The organism is Streptomyces sp. HUAS TT11 (assembly GCF_051553595.1).
GTDB lineage: Bacteria > Actinomycetota > Actinomycetes > Streptomycetales > Streptomycetaceae > Streptomyces.
This window is the reverse complement of record NZ_CP196184.1, coordinates 7,696,729-7,711,634: the sequence shown is the minus strand read 5'-3', so window position 1 is coordinate 7,711,634 and position 14,906 is coordinate 7,696,729. Positions and strand designations below refer to the sequence as shown.

Sequence of the window (14,906 nt, the reverse complement as noted above, 5' to 3'; positions counted from 1 at the left end):
CGCGGTGTGCGCCACGCCGTTGCCGGCCGGCCCGACGGCAGCGGGCGGAAGGGGGCCGGCGTCGGCCGGAGGAGCCGGATCTTCCCCTACGCCGCACCGACCCCACCCCGCTGCTCGGCTCCGACGTACGGGAGAAGGGCTTCGCCTTGGGCGCCGCGCCGCAGCATCGCGCGGCACGTCCGGCGGCCGCGCCTCCCCGGGGGCCGCGGTCGCTCCTCCGGGGCCGGTGCGTCCGCCGGAGGCGGCCGCGGCGGGCCGTCACAGCCGGACGACGACCAGGGCGATGTCGTCCCGGGCGCCGCCCTCCACTCCGAGCTGCGCCAGCAGGACGTCGGCGAGGTGTTCCGGGCTGAGTGCGCAGTGCCGGCAGAGCACTTCGGTCAGCCGGGCCAGCCCGGCTTCGATGTGCTCGCCGCGGCGTTCGATCAGCCCGTCGGTGTAGAGCACGAGGGTGTCGCCGGGGGTGTAGGTCTGGCCGGCCTGCGGGCGGGGCAGATGCTGCGGCCGGGCCGCGAGCGGCGGGTCCGTCGCCTGGTCGAGCAGCTCGTGCGACCCGTCCACGTGGACGAGGATCGGGGGCGGGTGACCGGCACTGCTGTAGATGATCAGCTTGCTGCGGGTGTCCACCATGGCCTTGACGGCGGTGGTGTTCAGCGCGCCCTCCACCGACCGGGCGTACAGACCCAGCACCTCCAGCGCCTGGGCGGGCCGCTCCAGCGCGCGGATGGCCGCGCTCAGCGCGCTGCGGAGCATCCCCATGACGGCGGCGGCCTCCAGTCCGTGCCCCACGACGTCGCCGACCGCCACCGCGAAGCGGGTGTCGGACAGGTCGATGAAGTCGTACCAGTCGCCGCACACGTTCAGGGAGCCGGTGGCGGGCAGATAACGCACCGCGACGTTCTCGTGCCGGGCCAGGTCGGGCGACTGGAGCATCGCCTCCTGCAACGCCACGGCCACCCGTCGCTCCCGGGTGTGGGCGAGCCGCAGCTCCTCGTTCAGCCGCTGCAACTCGCGCGCCCTGGAGTACAGCTCGGCCTCCAGCGCCTCGCGGGCGCTGAGCCGCTCGGACTGCGGCCAGCGGCCCCGGAGGTGGGTCCGGACATAGGAGGTCACATCCTCGACTCGGTGGATGATGCACGTCACGCTGCCGTCCGGACCGAGGATCGGTGTGTTGATCGGGGACCACCAGCGCTCCTCGAACGCCCCGGGACTGCCCATGATCGGGATGTCGTACTTCTGCAGCGCCATCGTGTCGGGGCGCCGGGAGATCAGGACCCGGTGCAGCGAGGCGCTCAGGTTCCGTACGCCGTCGGCCTCGGGATCGTCCGGGTTGTCGGGGAAGGCCTCGAAGACGTGCAGCCCGATGAGGTTGTCCCGGGTCCGTTTGGTCGCGTCCAGATAGGCCTGGTTCACCTCGACGATCGTCAGGTCGGGAGCCAGCACGAGATAGGGGCTCGGCGTGGCGGCGAACAGTGCCGCGTAATCCATCCCTGACATCGTCACCGTCTCCCTCAGCAGCGCCCCTCCCCACCCTCACGCTAAGGTCCGGCCTGCTCGGACGCCCACCGCGACTAGGCCACCGCCTCGGCGCCGGTCCCACGGACCGCCGCCTTGTCGAACTGTGTCCGGTACAGCTCCGCGTACCGCCCGCCCGCGGCCAGCAGCTCCTTGTGCGTGCCCCGCTCCGCGATGCGTCCCTCCTCGACGACGAGGATCAGGTCGGCGGACCGCACGGTGGACAGGCGGTGGGCGATGACCACGGCGGTGCGGCCCTCCAGCGCCTCCGTCAGCGCCTCCTGGACGGCGGCCTCCGAGGTGTTGTCGAGATGGGCCGTGGCCTCGTCCAGGATGACCACACGCTGCCGTGCCAGCAGCAGACGGGCGATGGTCAGCCGCTGGCGCTCGCCGCCGGACAGGCGGTAGCCGCGCTCGCCGACGACCGTGTCGAGACCGTCGGGCAGGGACTGCACGAGGTCCTCGAGGCGGGCCCGGCGCAGCGCGTTCCACAGGTCGTCCTCGGTCGCGTCCGTGCGGGCCAGGAGCAGATTGGCCCGCACCGTGTCATGGAAGAGGTGCCCGTCCTGGGTCACCATGCCGAGGGTCTCGCGCAGGGACCGCGCGCTCAGGTCGCGGACATCGGCGCCACCCACGCGCACGGCGCCCTCGTCGACGTCGTACAGCCGCGGGAGGAGCGCGGCGATGGTGGACTTGCCGGCGCCCGAGGACCCCACCAGCGCGACCGTCTGCCCGGGTTCGGCACGGAACGACACCCCGTGCAGGATCTCCGTCCCGCCCCGTGTGTCCAGGACCGCCACCTCCTCAAGCGAGGCGAGGGAGACCTTGTCGGCGCTGGGGTAGGCGAACCGGACGTTGTCGAACTCCACCGCCACCGGCCCCTCGGGGATCTCGCGCGGATCGGGCCGCTCCTCGATCAGCGGCTTCAGATCGAGCACCTCGAAGACACGCTCGAAGCTGACGAGCGCGCTCATGACCTCGACCCGCGCACCCGCGAGCGAGGTGAGCGGCGCGTAGAGCCGGGTGAGCAGCAGCGCGAGCGAGACGACGGATCCCGCCTCCAGGGTGCCGCGCAGGGCGAACCAGCCGCCGAGTCCGTAGACGAGGGCGAGCGCGAGGGCGGACACCAGGGTGAGCGCGGTGATGAACGCGGACTGCGCCATGGCCGTGCGCACCCCGATGTCCCGCACCCGCCGGGCTCGCGCCGCGAACTCGGCGGACTCCTCCTCCGGCCGTCCGAAGAGCTTCACGAGCGTGGCACCGGGCGCGGAGAAGCGTTCGGTCATCCGCGTGCCCATCGCCGCGTTGAGGTCGGCGGCCTCGCGCTGGAGCCGTGCCATGCGGCTGCCCGTCCGTCTGGCCGGAACCACGAAGACCGGCAGCAGCAGCAGTGCGAGCAGGGTGATCTGCCAGGACAGCGTCAGCATCACGGCGAGTGTGAGCAGCAGCGTCACGAAGTTGCCGACGACTCCCGAGAGGGTGTTGCTGAAGGCGCGCTGCGCACCGATGACGTCGTTGTTGAGACGACTGACGAGCGCACCCGTACGCGTACGTGTGAAGAACGCGACCGGCATGCGCTGCACATGATCGAACACAGTCGTGCGCAGATCGAGGATCAGCCCTTCTCCGAGCGAGGCCGACAGCCGGCGCGCGAGGAGTCCGAGCGCCGCCTCGGCGAGCGCGATGACGGCGATGAGCAGCGAGAGCCGCACGACCCTCCCCCCGTCGCCGTGCGACACGATCGCATCGACGACACGTCCGGCGAGTACGGGCGTCGCGACGGCGAGCAGCGCGGTCACCACGCTCACCACGACGAACTGCGCGATGCGGCGGCGGTGCGGACGGGCGAACGCGCCGATGCGGTGCAGCGTGCCGCGGTCGAACGGACGGCGCTCCCGTTGCGCGGTCATGACACTGTGCAGTTGCTGCCAGGCGGTGGTCTCCATACTCATGTGACCGACGTTAGAACCTCGAGCGATATTGAGGTCAATGGACGAGGTGCGCGGGCCGAGGGCCCCGGCGAAAAGGCGGCCGCGCCCGGGCGGACGACGGCTGCGCACCTCGGCGTATCCGTGCCTTGCCCAGCACGTCAGCCGCTGTCCCCACGCCCGCAACCTCACGTTGGTGCGGCGCGGAGAACCTCTGCCGATGTGAGTGCCGTACGTCTCCCCCAGGGATTCCCCAGACGTGTTCCGGTCCGCCAGATCCTGTGCCTGCTCCCGCTCGTCCTCGTACTGGTGGTCGCGGTACAGCACCGGGCCGTGCTCGCGGCGGGATTCGGCCAGCTGGCCTCGGCCGAGTGGCCATGGCTGGTGGCCGCCGCCGGTGCGACCTGTCTGACCTGGGTCGCGGCCGCCTTCACCCGGCAGGGCGCCGTGGTGCAGCGGCTGCCCGTGCGCCGGCTGCTCGCCACGCAGTTCGCGGCGGGCGCGGCCAACCACCTGCTGCCGACCGGGCTCGGCGCGAGCGCGGTCAATCTGCGCTTCATGGCGGTGTGCGGGGTGCCGTTGGCCAGTTCCTCCGCCGCGGTCGCGCTGTATCTGCTCGCCGAGTCGATCGCCCGGACCGGGCTGCTGCTGGCGCTGCTGATCGCCTTCCCGAACGCCCTCCGCCTCAACAGCCTCGTGCCCGCTCCGGCGGTGGGTCCGGTGCTGCTCGCCGTGGCCGGGGTGGTGTGCGTGGCGGCCCTGGTGGTCCTCGCCGTCCGGAAGCTGCGCACCGCCGTGTTCACCTTCCTGCGCTCGGCGCTCGGCGAGGCACGCACGGTGCACACCCGTCCCTCGCGCGCGATCGCCCTGTGGGGCGGATCGCTGGCCTTCCCCGCGCTCCAGGCGGCGGGGCTCGCCGCGGTCGGACGGGCGCTGGAGCTCCCGGTGCCTCCCGCGCACATGGCCGTGGCCTACCTGGCCGCGACCATCGCGGTCGCCGCCGTACCCACCCCCGGCGGCATCGGCTCGGTGGAGGCGGCGCTGATCGTCGCCCTGGTGGCGGCGGGCGCCCCCGTGGCCCTGGCGACCGCGGTCGTCCTCGCCTACCGCATCATCACGGTGTGGCTGCCCCTGCTGCCCGGTGCGCTGACCCTGGGCGCGCTGGTACGGCTGAAGGTGATCTGAGACCGGACATCGGCCGTACTCCCGGGTAACCTCGGCGGGGCCAGCCCTCCCGTCCGTGTGAAAGGGGCAGCCCGATGCCGGTCCGGATCGAACGTCACGGGTACGTCACCACCGTCGTGCTCTCCCGCCCCGAGGCCCGTAACGCGGTGGACGGCCCCACCGCCGCCGCACTCGCCGCCGCCTTCCGGGAGTTCGAGGCGGACGCCTCCGCACGGGTCGCGGTGCTGTGGGGCGAGGGCGGCACGTTCTGCGCGGGCGCCGACCTCAAGGCCGTCGGGACCCGGCGCGGCAACCACGTGGCCCAGGACGGCGACGGCCCGATGGGGCCGACCCGGCTGAGGCTGTCCAAGCCGGTGATCGCGGCGGTCGCCGGGCACGCGGTGGCGGGCGGTCTGGAACTGGCGCTCTGGTGCGATCTGCGGGTCGTCGAGGAGGACGCGGTGTTCGGGGTCTTCTGCCGCCGCTGGGGCGTACCGCTCGTCGACGGCGGGACGGTGCGGCTGCCGCGTCTCATCGGCACCAGCCGGGCGATGGACATGATTCTCACCGGCCGTCCCGTACCGGCCCAGGAGGCACAGGAGATGGGGCTCGCCAACCGCGTCGTGCCGACGGGCCGCTCCCGCGCCGAGGCGGAGGAACTGGCCGCCGGGATCGCCCGGTTCCCGCAGGCCTGCCTGCGCGGCGACCGTGCCTCCGTGCTCGACCAGGAGGGCCTGGAGGAGGCCGCGGCCATGCGCGGTGAACTGCGTTACGGCATGGACGTGCTGGCGGAGGGCCTGGAGGGCGCGGCCCGCTTCTCCTCGGGGGCCGGGCGGCACGGGTCGTTCACGGACCTGTGACCGCCCCCGGTGCGACGAACTCCCCGTGCGCGCCGGAGAACCGATGACCGCGGCCGTGCCCGGCCGGCGGCGCGAATGCGCTGAGCGCACGTCAGTGGCCGTTTCGGATCGGCCGGGTGACGGCCTGCCACCCGGATACGGCAGGATGAACCTTCGCTCCGGACGGCGCACATCCGCTCCGGGCGTGATCGTGCATCCCGTCTGCACGCCGTCGTGCGTCCGTGGGCGCGCGGGCGTGCGGTCCGTATTCGAGCAGGTGGCAAGGTGACGACTCCTCACATCCGGCCCTCGGGCGATCTCCTGGCCGCGGGAGGTGGGCGGTGAACCGCGCGCTCACCCTCGACGACCTGGTACTCGCCGGAATCGCCCTCGTCGCGGGGCTGGTCGCCGCGTTCCTGCTGCGCATCGTGATGCGCTGGCTGGGCGGGCACGCGCGGCGCACCAGGTGGAGCGGCGACGACGTGATCGTGGACGCTCTGCGCGCGCTGGTGCCGTGGGCGGCGATCGCCGGCGGTGCGGCCTCGGCGGCGGCGCTGCTGCCGCTCACACCGACGGTCCAGCACCACGTCGACCAGGCGCTGAGCGTGCTCCTCATCTTCGTGGCGACGGGAACGGCCGCCCGGGTGATCGCCGGCCTGGTGCGGACGGTCACCCAGTCCCGCTCCGGGGTCGCCGCGTCGGCCACGATCTTCGTCAACATCACCCGGGTCGTGGTCCTCGCCATGGGCTTCCTGGTGATGCTGCAGACGCTGGGCATCTCGATCGCACCCCTGCTCACCGCCCTGGGTGTGGGAGGTCTGGCCGTGGCGCTCGCTCTTCAGGACACTCTCGCGAACCTCTTCGCGGGCATCCACATCCTCGCCTCCAAGACCGTCCAGCCGGGCGACTACATCCGGCTGAGCAGCGGGGAGGAAGGCTATGTCGTCGACATCAACTGGCGCCAGACCACCGTGCGCCAGCTCTCCAACAACCTGGTCGTCATCCCCAACGGGCAGCTGGCGAAGACCAACATGATCAACTACACCCGCCCCGAGCAGCAGCTGACCGTCCTGGTGCAGGTGGGTGTCGGCTACGACAGCGATCTGGAGCACGTGGAGAAGGTCACCACCGAGGTCGTCGCCGAGGTGATGGCGGAGATCACCGGCGCGGTCCCCGAACATGAGCCGGCCGTCCGCTTCCACACGTTCGGCGACTCCCGGATCGGCTTCACGGTCATCCTGGGCGTCGGCGAGTTCAGCGATCAGTACCGGATCAAGCACGAGTTCATCAAGCGTCTGCACCAGCGGTACCGGACCGAGGGCATCCGCATCCCGGCACCGACCCGGACGGTGGCGCTCCAGCAGGGCTCGGCCGTCATACCGCACCCCCGCAGCGGTGACGACATGGTGGTCACGCAGGGCGGCATCGACCCTCTGTGACGGTGTCCGCGGCGCCCGGCCCCCGTCACGGCGGCCGGGCGCCGCGGGGATCCGCTGGAGCGGGCGGGGGCTCGTCCGGGTACCGGTTTCGCCGGCCCCGCGGGCGGCCCGCGGCCCACCGCCCGCCGGTGGAGCGCCGTGGGCGGGGCGTCTCCGGCGCGGACCCCTCCTCGAGCCGGGCGCACTCACGAGATATCTTGATGTCGAGCAATGTTGCAGACGTGGAGCGGAGCACCCGGTGACTGACTCGACCATCATCTACACACACACTGACGAGGCCCCGGCCCTGGCGACGTATTCCTTCCTGCCGGTGGTCAAGGCGTACGCCTCGCAGGCGGGTGTCACTGTGGAGACGCGTGACATCTCCCTGGCCGGGCGCATCCTCGCGGTCTTCCCCGAGCACCTGACCGAGGACCAGCGGATCGGCGACCACCTGGCGGAACTCGGTGAGCTGGCCAAGACCCCCGCGGCCAACATCATCAAGCTGCCGAACGTCTCGGCCTCCGTCCCGCAGCTGAAGGCCGCGGTCGCCGAGCTCCAGGGCCAGGGCTACGCGCTGCCGGACTACCCGGACGAGCCGAAGACCGACGAGGAGCGGGAGATCCGCGCCCGTTACGACAAGATCAAGGGCTCCGCCGTGAACCCGGTCCTGCGCGAGGGCAACTCCGACCGCCGCGCCCCCGCCTCGGTGAAGAACTACGCCAAGACCCACCCGCACCGCATGGGCGCCTGGACCTCCGAGTCCAGGACGAACGTGGCGACCATGGGTGGGGACGACTTCCGTTCGACCGAGAAGTCCGCGGTGGTCTCCGAGGCGGGTTCGCTGCGCATCGAGCTGAAGGGCGACGACGGCTCCACCACCGTGCTGCGCGAGTCCGTGCCGGTCCTCGCGGGCGAGGTCGTGGACGCCTCCGTGATGCGGGTCGCCGCGCTGCGCGAGTTCCTCACCGCCCAGGTCGCCCGCGCCAAGGAGGAGGGCGTCCTGTTCTCCGTGCACCTGAAGGCCACGATGATGAAGGTCTCCGACCCGATCGTCTTCGGTCACGTGGTGCGCGCCTTCTTCCCGAAGACGTTCGCGAAGTACGGCGAGACGTTCGCCGCGGCGGGGCTGACCCCGAACGACGGTCTCGGCGGCATCTTCAAGGGCCTTCAGGCCCTGCCCAACGGCGACGAGATCAAGGCCTCCTTCGACGCCGAGCTCGCCGAGGGCCCGCAGCTGGCGATGGTCGACTCCGACAAGGGCATCACCAACCTGCACGTCCCCTCCGACGTCATCGTCGACGCCTCCATGCCGGCCATGATCCGCACCTCCGGCCACATGTGGGGCCCGGACGGCCAGGAGCACGACACCCTCGCGGTGCTGCCGGACTCGAGCTACTCCGGTGTCTACCAGGCCGTGCTCGACGACTGCCGCGCCAACGGCGCCTACGACCCGGCGACCATGGGCTCCGTCCCGAACGTCGGCCTCATGGCGCAGAAGGCCGAGGAGTACGGCAGCCACGACAAGACCTTCGAGATCCCGACCACCGGCACGGTCCGCCTGGTCGACCAGGCCGGGAACGTCGTCCTCGAGCAGACGGTCTCCGCGGGTGACATCTTCCGCGCCTGCCAGACCAAGGACGCCCCGATCAAGGACTGGGTGAAGCTGGCCGTCACCCGGGCCCGTGCCACCGGCGACCCGGCCGTGTTCTGGCTGGACGAGACCCGTGCGCATGACGCCAACCTGATCGCGAAGGTCGGGCAGTACCTCCAGGAGCACGACACCGAGGGCCTGGACATCCGCATCCTGGCCCCCGTGGAGGCCACGAAGCTGTCCGTGGAGCGCATCCGCCGCGGTGAGAACACCATCTCCGTCACCGGCAACGTGCTGCGTGACTACCTCACCGACCTGTTCCCGATCCTGGAGCTGGGCACCAGCGCCAAGATGCTGTCGGTCGTCCCGCTGATGGCGGGCGGCGGTCTCTTCGAGACGGGCGCCGGCGGCTCCGCCCCGAAGCACGTCCAGCAGCTGGTCAAGGAGAACTACCTGCGCTGGGACTCGCTCGGTGAGTTCTTCGCGCTCGTGCCGTCCTTCGAGCAGTACGCGAAGGTCACCGGCAACCAGCGTGCGCAGGTCCTGGCCGACACCCTCGACCGCGCCACGGCGACGTTCCTCAACGAGGACAAGTCGCCGACCCGTCGCGTCGGCGGCATCGACAACCGCGGCAGCCACTTCTACCTGTCCCTGTACTGGGCGCAGGAGCTGGCCAGGCAGACCGACGACGCGGAGCTGGCCAAGGCGTTCGCCCCGCTCGCCGAGACGCTCGCCGCGGGCGAGAAGAAGATCGTCGAGGAGCTGGCCGCCGTCCAGGGCAAGCCGGCCGACATCGGCGGCTACTACCAGCCCGACCCGGCCAAGGCCGCCGCGGTCATGCGCCCGTCGGCGACCTGGAACGAGGCGCTGACGACCCTCGCGTAGGCAGCGGCCTCAGCCTGGCAGCCGCCCCGGCCGGATCGGATCCGGCCGGGGCGGTCGCGTATCACCGTCCGGCGTGACGGGGACCGAGGCCGTCATCGGCGGGCAGGAGTTCGGCCCGTGACCACCGGGGCCGCCTTTGTCATCGGCGGGTGTCCACGACCGTTCGCGCCGGTTCGGGCAGGTGCCCGCACCAGTCCACGATCTGCACCGCCGCCCCCGCGGCCTCGAGTCCCCGGCAGTGCGCGTGGTGCCTGCGGGCGATGCCGTCGAGGTCGAGAAGGCCGCCGAAGGCCGGGTGGGCGGCCAGCGCGCGGGCGTAGGCCCACAGACGCGGGTGGTCGGCGATGCGATGTACCGCGGCGGCGTCGAGGTGCCAGCGGTGCACGGTGTCCAGTTGCACCAGACTCACCCACAACTCGACGTCGGCCGCAGTGAGTTGCCCACCGAGCAGATACTCCCCCTCCGCCAGCCGGCCTTCGAGCGCACCGAGTGTGCGCAACAGCGAGCCGAGCGCCGCGGCCCGCTCCTCGGCGTCGGCGTCGACTCGCCCGGCGCGCTGTGCGGCCGCGTCGACGCCCAGCTCGCACAACCGCCGGACGCCCTCGATCTCGGCTTCGGCGCCCGGCGGATACAGCGCCACCGCGCCCGTGCCGAAGTGCCGGGCCAGATCGCGCATGATGTCCGGGGCGTGTGTACTGACGATCCGGCCCGACCAGTCGTCGCTGAGCACCGGTGCCACGGCGGCCCCGGGGTAGTGGTGGGCGCTCGCCTCGTACAGCGGCCGCAGTTCGCAGTGCTCGCCGCCCGGTCCGTCGGGGACCGCGGGCAACAGTGTCACGGGGCAGTCGGCCTCGAGGCCGAGCAGGCTGTGCACGACGGCTGTCCGCAGACAGTGCGGACAGGCCAGGGACAGATGGAGGCGGTAGCGGCGCGGTACGGCGTAGTGGCCGCTGCGCGCGTCGCGGCCGATACGGCCCCGGAAGACCGGGACGGGCCGGGGCGTCGGGAGGGCGGTCAGGTCGTGAGCGGACATGTGTCTCCCCGGGTGCTGGTGCGCGAGGGTGCGGAGGGCGGCTGCCCGCGGTCGGTCGGGACGCCCGGGCGGCGCGGGGGTGAGCGGCGGGGCCCGGCACGGGCCGGGTTCAGCGCAGGAGGCCGGCCGCGCTGCAGACACGCAGCAGATCGATGTGACGGCGGGAGGTCAGAAGGAGGCGCTGCCGGCGTGTGCGGCTCACACTGCCGATGACCGGCTCCAGGCACCCCATGCTTCCCTACTGATCCACTAGGAAATTCACTCCGAGTGTCGATCCGGCTCCGGCCCGCGTCAAGAGGGGCGTCCGCACTGTGAGAAGCAAGGGGCGAAGAAGCAAGGAGCGGTGGTTCGCCCCGGAGACGAACTCCACCTCTCATCCAATTCTGGACAACCGGTAAACTCAGGGACCATGGCCGATTCACCCGCCCCCGCCGACCAGCCCGCATCCGACGGGACGGACGAGAGCGGGCTGCTGCCGGCCGAACTGCGGGCCTGGATGCAGTTGCTGGCCGCGGCCGGGGCCATCGAGCAGCGACTGCGCTCCCAGGTCAAGGACACCCTCGGCGTCTCGCACGACGAGTTCCTGGTGCTGTGCCTGCTGGCCGACCAGCCGGGCGCGGCACTGCGCATGTCGCGGATCGCCGAGCTGCTGGGCCGGCCCAAGACACGCCTCACCTATCAGATCGCCTGTCTGCACCACGCCGATCTGGTCACTCGGCGCTCGGTGTGCGGCGACAGGCGCGGCATCGAGGTGGCCCTCACGGACAAGGGGCGCCGGCTGCTGCGTGAGGTCTCGCCGACGCTGGCCGAGACGGTCACCGAGGCCGTCCGGCACATGATCGACCACCGGCAGTGCGAGACACTGCGCGGACTGCTGCCGGGCGCGGCGGAGTAGGCGCACCGCCGCACCGGTCCGGCCGTCGGCCCTCCGCGCACCGCGCCGGACGACCCTGCGGGTGAGGGGCACGGCCGACCGGGACCGCGGGCGTCGGTGCGCGGCCGGGCCGCGCACCGACGGGCCTCTCGACCACGGCTCCGCCCTTCGCTCGGTCAGCCCAGCTGCGTGTCCAGCCACTCCAGGACATCGGGGGTGACCGGGTCGGCGATGTCGGCGAACTCCTCGTGCCGGCCGAGGAACTTGGCGACGTAGGGGCAGACGGGCACGGCGCGCTTGCCGGAGGCCCGCACATCGGTCAGCGCCTCCTGGACGAGCCGCGACGCAAGGCCCTGTCCGGCGAAGGCGTCGTCGACCTCGGTGTGGTAGAAGACACGCTGGTCGCCATGGTCGCGGTAGGCGGTCAGACCGGCGCGCTCGCCGTCGACCAGGATTTCGTAACGGTGCTTGGCGTCGACACGCTCGACGGTCGGTTCGGCGGACGGCTGGCTCATGTCAGTGCCTTTCAGCTGCGGTTCAGCGTCGCGGTGGGTTCCTGCGGGGCATGATGACGGCGTTGGGCAGGGCAGGGGCGGGAAGGCGATCACCCGGGTATCCCTCCACCGCGCCGAAGCGTTCGGAGGAGTTCTGCCAGTCCTCACGGGCGCGGACGATGTCTTCATGGCTGCGGCCGATGAAATTCCACCACATGACGATCTCCTCCTCGAACGGGGTTCCGCCGAGGAGTACCGTCCGCGCCCTGTCCTGCGACTCGTTCACGAGCGTCAACGAGTCGTTGCCGGTGGGCGCGTAACCCAGCTCCGCCGCCTCGAGCGGAGTGCCGGCCATGCCGACCCGGCCGTGGTCCACGAGGAGACCGTGCTCGAAGGCGGGGTCGACGCCGAGCGTGACCGTCGCTCCCGGCTCGAGGACGATCTCGGCGCCCAGCAGGGGCGTGAACGTCCGCACCGGGGAGTCGTGTCCGGCGAGGGAGCCGAGGAAGACCCGGACTTCGGCCCCGTCGAGCCGCACCGGCTCGGGTACGTGGTGCTGGAAGTCCCGCTCGGCGAGGCGGTGTTCCCCGGGGAGCGCCACCCACAGCTGCACCCCGTGCAGGACCGTGGTCCCCGGCGTCGAGACCTCCGAGTGGCTGATGCCGTAGCCCCCCGTCATGAGGTTCAGCTCGCCGGGCCGTACGAAGGCGTGGCTGCCCAGGCTGTCACGGTGCTCGATCTCGCCGCTGAAGAGCCAGCTCACGGTCTGCAGACCGGTGTGCGGATGCGGGGCGACGTCCATGCCGCCCGTCTCGGCGACATCGTCGGGACCGTAGTGATCGGCGAAGCACCAGGCGCCGATCAGGGTGCGGGCACGCTGCGGCAGCGTACGCCGCACGGTCATGGCCCGTGGGCCGCCCAGCGGCACGTCGCGCGGGGTGAGCACCTCGATCTCCGGCTCCTTCGACGCCCGCCGGTCGTCCACCGTCGCTCCGCAGCGCAGCTCGACGGACTCCGCCTCGACGTTACTCATGGGACACCGCCTTCCACCCCCATGATGGTTTCAATTTCAACAAGTATATCGTGATCACAGGACGACAACCCGACCGGAGCACCCCACACCAGCGGAGCCGGAGCGGCGACCCCGAAGGAGTCCCAGGTTGAGCACCGACACGCAGCCCACCGGCTCGCGGATCTTCATCGACAAGCAGAGCCCCAAGGCCTATCACGCTCTGCTCCAGACGTCCGAGACGGTCCGAGCGACCGCGGCCGACGCAGGACTCGACCGCACCCTCGTGGAGTTGGTCAACCTTCGGGTGTCGCAGCTCAACCGCTGCGCCTACTGCCTCGACCTCCACACCAGGGCGGCCCTGCGCGCGGGCGAGACCACCCAGCGGCTGGGCGTACTGGCCGCCTGGCGCGACACCGCGGTGTTCACCCCGCAGGAACGCGCGGCGCTCGCCCTCGCGGAGGCGGTCACCGATCCTTCCGACGCCGCCGCTCAGGAGTCCGCCTACGCCGCGGCCCGCGAGGTGCTCACCGACGACCAGGTCTCCGCCGTGATCTGGGTGGCGATCACCATCAACGCGTTCAACCGGGTCTCGATCCTGAGCAAGCACCCGGTACGGGCAGCCGCCGCGCAGTGACCCTCGCTCCGGGGCCCGGAGTCCCGGGCCCGCGCTCCATCGATGTGAGAGATGGGCACCATCAAGAATCATCAGCGCGGGTGAGGAAGTACCACGAGGCACCGGACGCTTACTTCCTCGTGGATGCGGCGACGAAGCCGCACGGCCACCACAGGCAGTCCCTGCCCCGCCGGATTCGCCGGCCTCTCGAGAAAAGTGTCTCCGTGCCTCAGTCATCCGCTCTGCGAACCGCACACCGGAACAGGACCAGCGCAGAACCCGCCCACGGCATACCCGGCTGGCTGATCGCGCTGCTCGCCGTCGCCTGCGGCATGACGGTCGCCAACCTGTACTACGCGCAGCCCCTGCTCTCCTCGCTGCGCGAGGTCTTCCACGTCAGCACGGCCACCGCGGGCCTGCTGATCACGCTCACCCAGGTCGGCTACGTCATCGGCATGCTCTTCCTGGTCCCGCTGGGCGACCGGCTCGAGAAGCGCACCCTCATCACCGCCCTGCTCGTCGTCACGACGCTCGCCCTGGTGGCGGCCGGCCTCGCGACCGGATTCCCCATGCTGCTGGCCGCCTCGCTGATCAGCGGTGCCACCTCGGTCGTCGCCCAGATCCTGGTCCCCTTCGCCGCGGGCCTCGCCCCCGACCATGCGCGCGGCCGGATCGTGGGCCGGGTGATGAGCGGCCTGCTCACCGGCATCCTGCTGTCCCGGACGGTCAGCAGCCTGGTCTCCGACTTCGCCGGCTGGCGTGTGGTCTACCTCGGCTCGGCCGTCCTGATGGCCCTGCTGGCCCTGACCCTGCGGGCCGCACTCCCCCGGCACGCCCCGACGACGACCGTGCCCTACGCCCAGGTGCTGCGCTCCACGATCGCGCTGATGCGCACCCATCCCGCACTGGTGCGCCGCGGCCTGTACCAGGCGGCGATGTTCGCTGCCTTCAGCGCCTTCTGGACCACCGTCTCCTACCTCCTCACCGGCCCGCACTTCCACTACTCGCAGGTCGGCGTAGGCCTCTTCGCCCTGGTCGGGGCGGCCGGTGCGGCCGTGGCCCCGCTCGCCGGACGCTGGGCGGACCGGGGGCTCACCCGCACCATGACCGGCATCGCGTTCGGCGCCGCCGCACTGGCCTTCGCCGTCGCGGGCGTGGCCGGGCACAGCATCGTGCTGATCGCGCTGGCCGCCATCGTGCTGGACATGGCCGTGCAGACCACGATGATCCTCGGCCAGCACACCATCTATCAGCTCGACCCCCACGCCCGGGCGCGGCTCAACGCCGCGTTCATCGCCACCTTCTTCGTCGGCGGCGCCCTCGGATCCCAGATCGGCTCGATCGCCTACCGCGACGGCGGCTGGGGCGCGGTCGGCATCCTCGGCACCGCCCTTCCGGTCCTCGCGCTCCTGTACTGGACCACCGAGTACCGCGCCGGCGGCTCGGGAACGGATGCTGCCGGCTCCACGGCCGGCGCGGACGGCTGAGCGAACCGCCTCCCCTGCCGCCGGTCCGGGCCGTGGGCGCCCTTCAGACC

General features: G+C 71.7%; 12 protein-coding genes. 7 read left to right on the top strand and 5 right to left on the bottom strand.

The features are described 5' to 3' along the window. Positions 1-258 precede the first annotated feature (258 nt). Complete coding sequence (locus ACSHXN_RS34625; protein ID WP_355137171.1) at positions 259-1,497, bottom strand: PP2C family protein-serine/threonine phosphatase; 1,239 nt, start codon at positions 1,495-1,497, stop codon at positions 259-261. A gap of 74 nt (positions 1,498-1,571) precedes the next feature. Continuing rightward, positions 1,572-3,461, bottom strand: coding sequence for an ABC transporter ATP-binding protein (locus ACSHXN_RS34620; RefSeq protein ID WP_355137215.1), 1,890 nt, complete (start codon positions 3,459-3,461; stop codon positions 1,572-1,574). Positions 3,462-3,665: 204 nt separating this feature from the next. Between ACSHXN_RS34620 and ACSHXN_RS34615 the strand changes: the two genes are divergently transcribed. The 4 genes from ACSHXN_RS34615 to ACSHXN_RS34600 all read left to right on the top strand — a co-directional run bounded on the left by ACSHXN_RS34615 (position 3,666) and on the right by ACSHXN_RS34600 (position 9,343). After that, positions 3,666-4,628, top strand: coding sequence for a lysylphosphatidylglycerol synthase transmembrane domain-containing protein (locus tag ACSHXN_RS34615; RefSeq protein ID WP_355137173.1), 963 nt, complete (start codon positions 3,666-3,668; stop codon positions 4,626-4,628). Between the two features lie 74 nt (positions 4,629-4,702). After that, positions 4,703-5,467, top strand: coding sequence for a crotonase/enoyl-CoA hydratase family protein (locus ACSHXN_RS34610; RefSeq protein WP_355137175.1), 765 nt, complete (start codon positions 4,703-4,705; stop codon positions 5,465-5,467). Positions 5,468-5,787: 320 nt separating this feature from the next. Further along, positions 5,788-6,885, top strand: a complete 1,098-nt coding sequence (locus ACSHXN_RS34605; RefSeq protein ID WP_356293080.1) for a mechanosensitive ion channel family protein — start codon at positions 5,788-5,790, stop codon at positions 6,883-6,885. Positions 6,886-7,123: 238 nt separating this feature from the next. Further along, positions 7,124-9,343: an NADP-dependent isocitrate dehydrogenase gene (locus ACSHXN_RS34600; protein WP_355137179.1), complete on the top strand. Its 2,220-nt coding sequence runs from the start codon at positions 7,124-7,126 to the stop codon at positions 9,341-9,343. Positions 9,344-9,482: 139 nt separating this feature from the next. On the opposite strand, the gene ACSHXN_RS34595 is transcribed toward ACSHXN_RS34600, so the two are convergent. Then, complete coding sequence (locus ACSHXN_RS34595) at positions 9,483-10,376, bottom strand: glutathione S-transferase C-terminal domain-containing protein (protein WP_355137181.1); 894 nt, start codon at positions 10,374-10,376, stop codon at positions 9,483-9,485. Positions 10,377-10,785: 409 nt separating this feature from the next. Here ACSHXN_RS34595 and ACSHXN_RS34590 point away from each other — a divergent pair, with 409 nt between their 5' ends. Next, positions 10,786-11,271, top strand: coding sequence for a MarR family winged helix-turn-helix transcriptional regulator (locus ACSHXN_RS34590; RefSeq protein ID WP_355137183.1), 486 nt, complete (start codon positions 10,786-10,788; stop codon positions 11,269-11,271). Positions 11,272-11,426: 155 nt separating this feature from the next. Here ACSHXN_RS34590 and ACSHXN_RS34585 read toward each other — a convergent pair whose 3' ends face one another. Then, positions 11,427-11,765: a GNAT family N-acetyltransferase gene (locus ACSHXN_RS34585; RefSeq protein WP_059126778.1), complete on the bottom strand. Its 339-nt coding sequence runs from the start codon at positions 11,763-11,765 to the stop codon at positions 11,427-11,429. 22 nt (positions 11,766-11,787) lie between these two features. After that, positions 11,788-12,777 (bottom strand): pirin family protein, encoded by a 990-nt coding sequence (locus tag ACSHXN_RS34580; RefSeq protein ID WP_355137185.1) that lies wholly within the window; start codon positions 12,775-12,777, stop codon positions 11,788-11,790. A gap of 127 nt (positions 12,778-12,904) precedes the next feature. On the opposite strand from ACSHXN_RS34580, the gene ACSHXN_RS34575 reads away from it, so the two are divergent. Further along, positions 12,905-13,390 (top strand): carboxymuconolactone decarboxylase family protein, encoded by a 486-nt coding sequence (locus ACSHXN_RS34575; RefSeq protein WP_356112977.1) that lies wholly within the window; start codon positions 12,905-12,907, stop codon positions 13,388-13,390. A 269-nt stretch (positions 13,391-13,659) separates the two neighbouring features. After that, entirely contained in the window at positions 13,660-14,856 is a 1,197-nt protein-coding gene (locus ACSHXN_RS34570) for an MFS transporter (protein ID WP_438306520.1), read from the top strand. The last annotated feature ends 50 nt before the right edge of the window (positions 14,857-14,906 follow it).

Excerpts from the sequence above, each read along its gene's own strand:
- ACSHXN_RS34625 (WP_355137171.1), bottom strand. The coding sequence starts at position 1,497 with ATGTCAGGGATGGATTACGCGGCACTGTTCGCCGCCACGCCGAGCCCC.
- ACSHXN_RS34620 (WP_355137215.1), bottom strand. The coding sequence starts at position 3,461 with ATGGAGACCACCGCCTGGCAGCAACTGCACAGTGTCATGACCGCGCAA.
- ACSHXN_RS34610 (WP_355137175.1), top strand. The coding sequence starts at position 4,703 with ATGCCGGTCCGGATCGAACGTCACGGGTACGTCACCACCGTCGTGCTC.
- ACSHXN_RS34595 (WP_355137181.1), bottom strand. The coding sequence starts at position 10,376 with ATGTCCGCTCACGACCTGACCGCCCTCCCGACGCCCCGGCCCGTCCCG.
- ACSHXN_RS34590 (WP_355137183.1), top strand. The coding sequence starts at position 10,786 with ATGGCCGATTCACCCGCCCCCGCCGACCAGCCCGCATCCGACGGGACG.
- ACSHXN_RS34585 (WP_059126778.1), bottom strand. The coding sequence starts at position 11,765 with ATGAGCCAGCCGTCCGCCGAACCGACCGTCGAGCGTGTCGACGCCAAG.
- ACSHXN_RS34580 (WP_355137185.1), bottom strand. The coding sequence starts at position 12,777 with ATGAGTAACGTCGAGGCGGAGTCCGTCGAGCTGCGCTGCGGAGCGACG.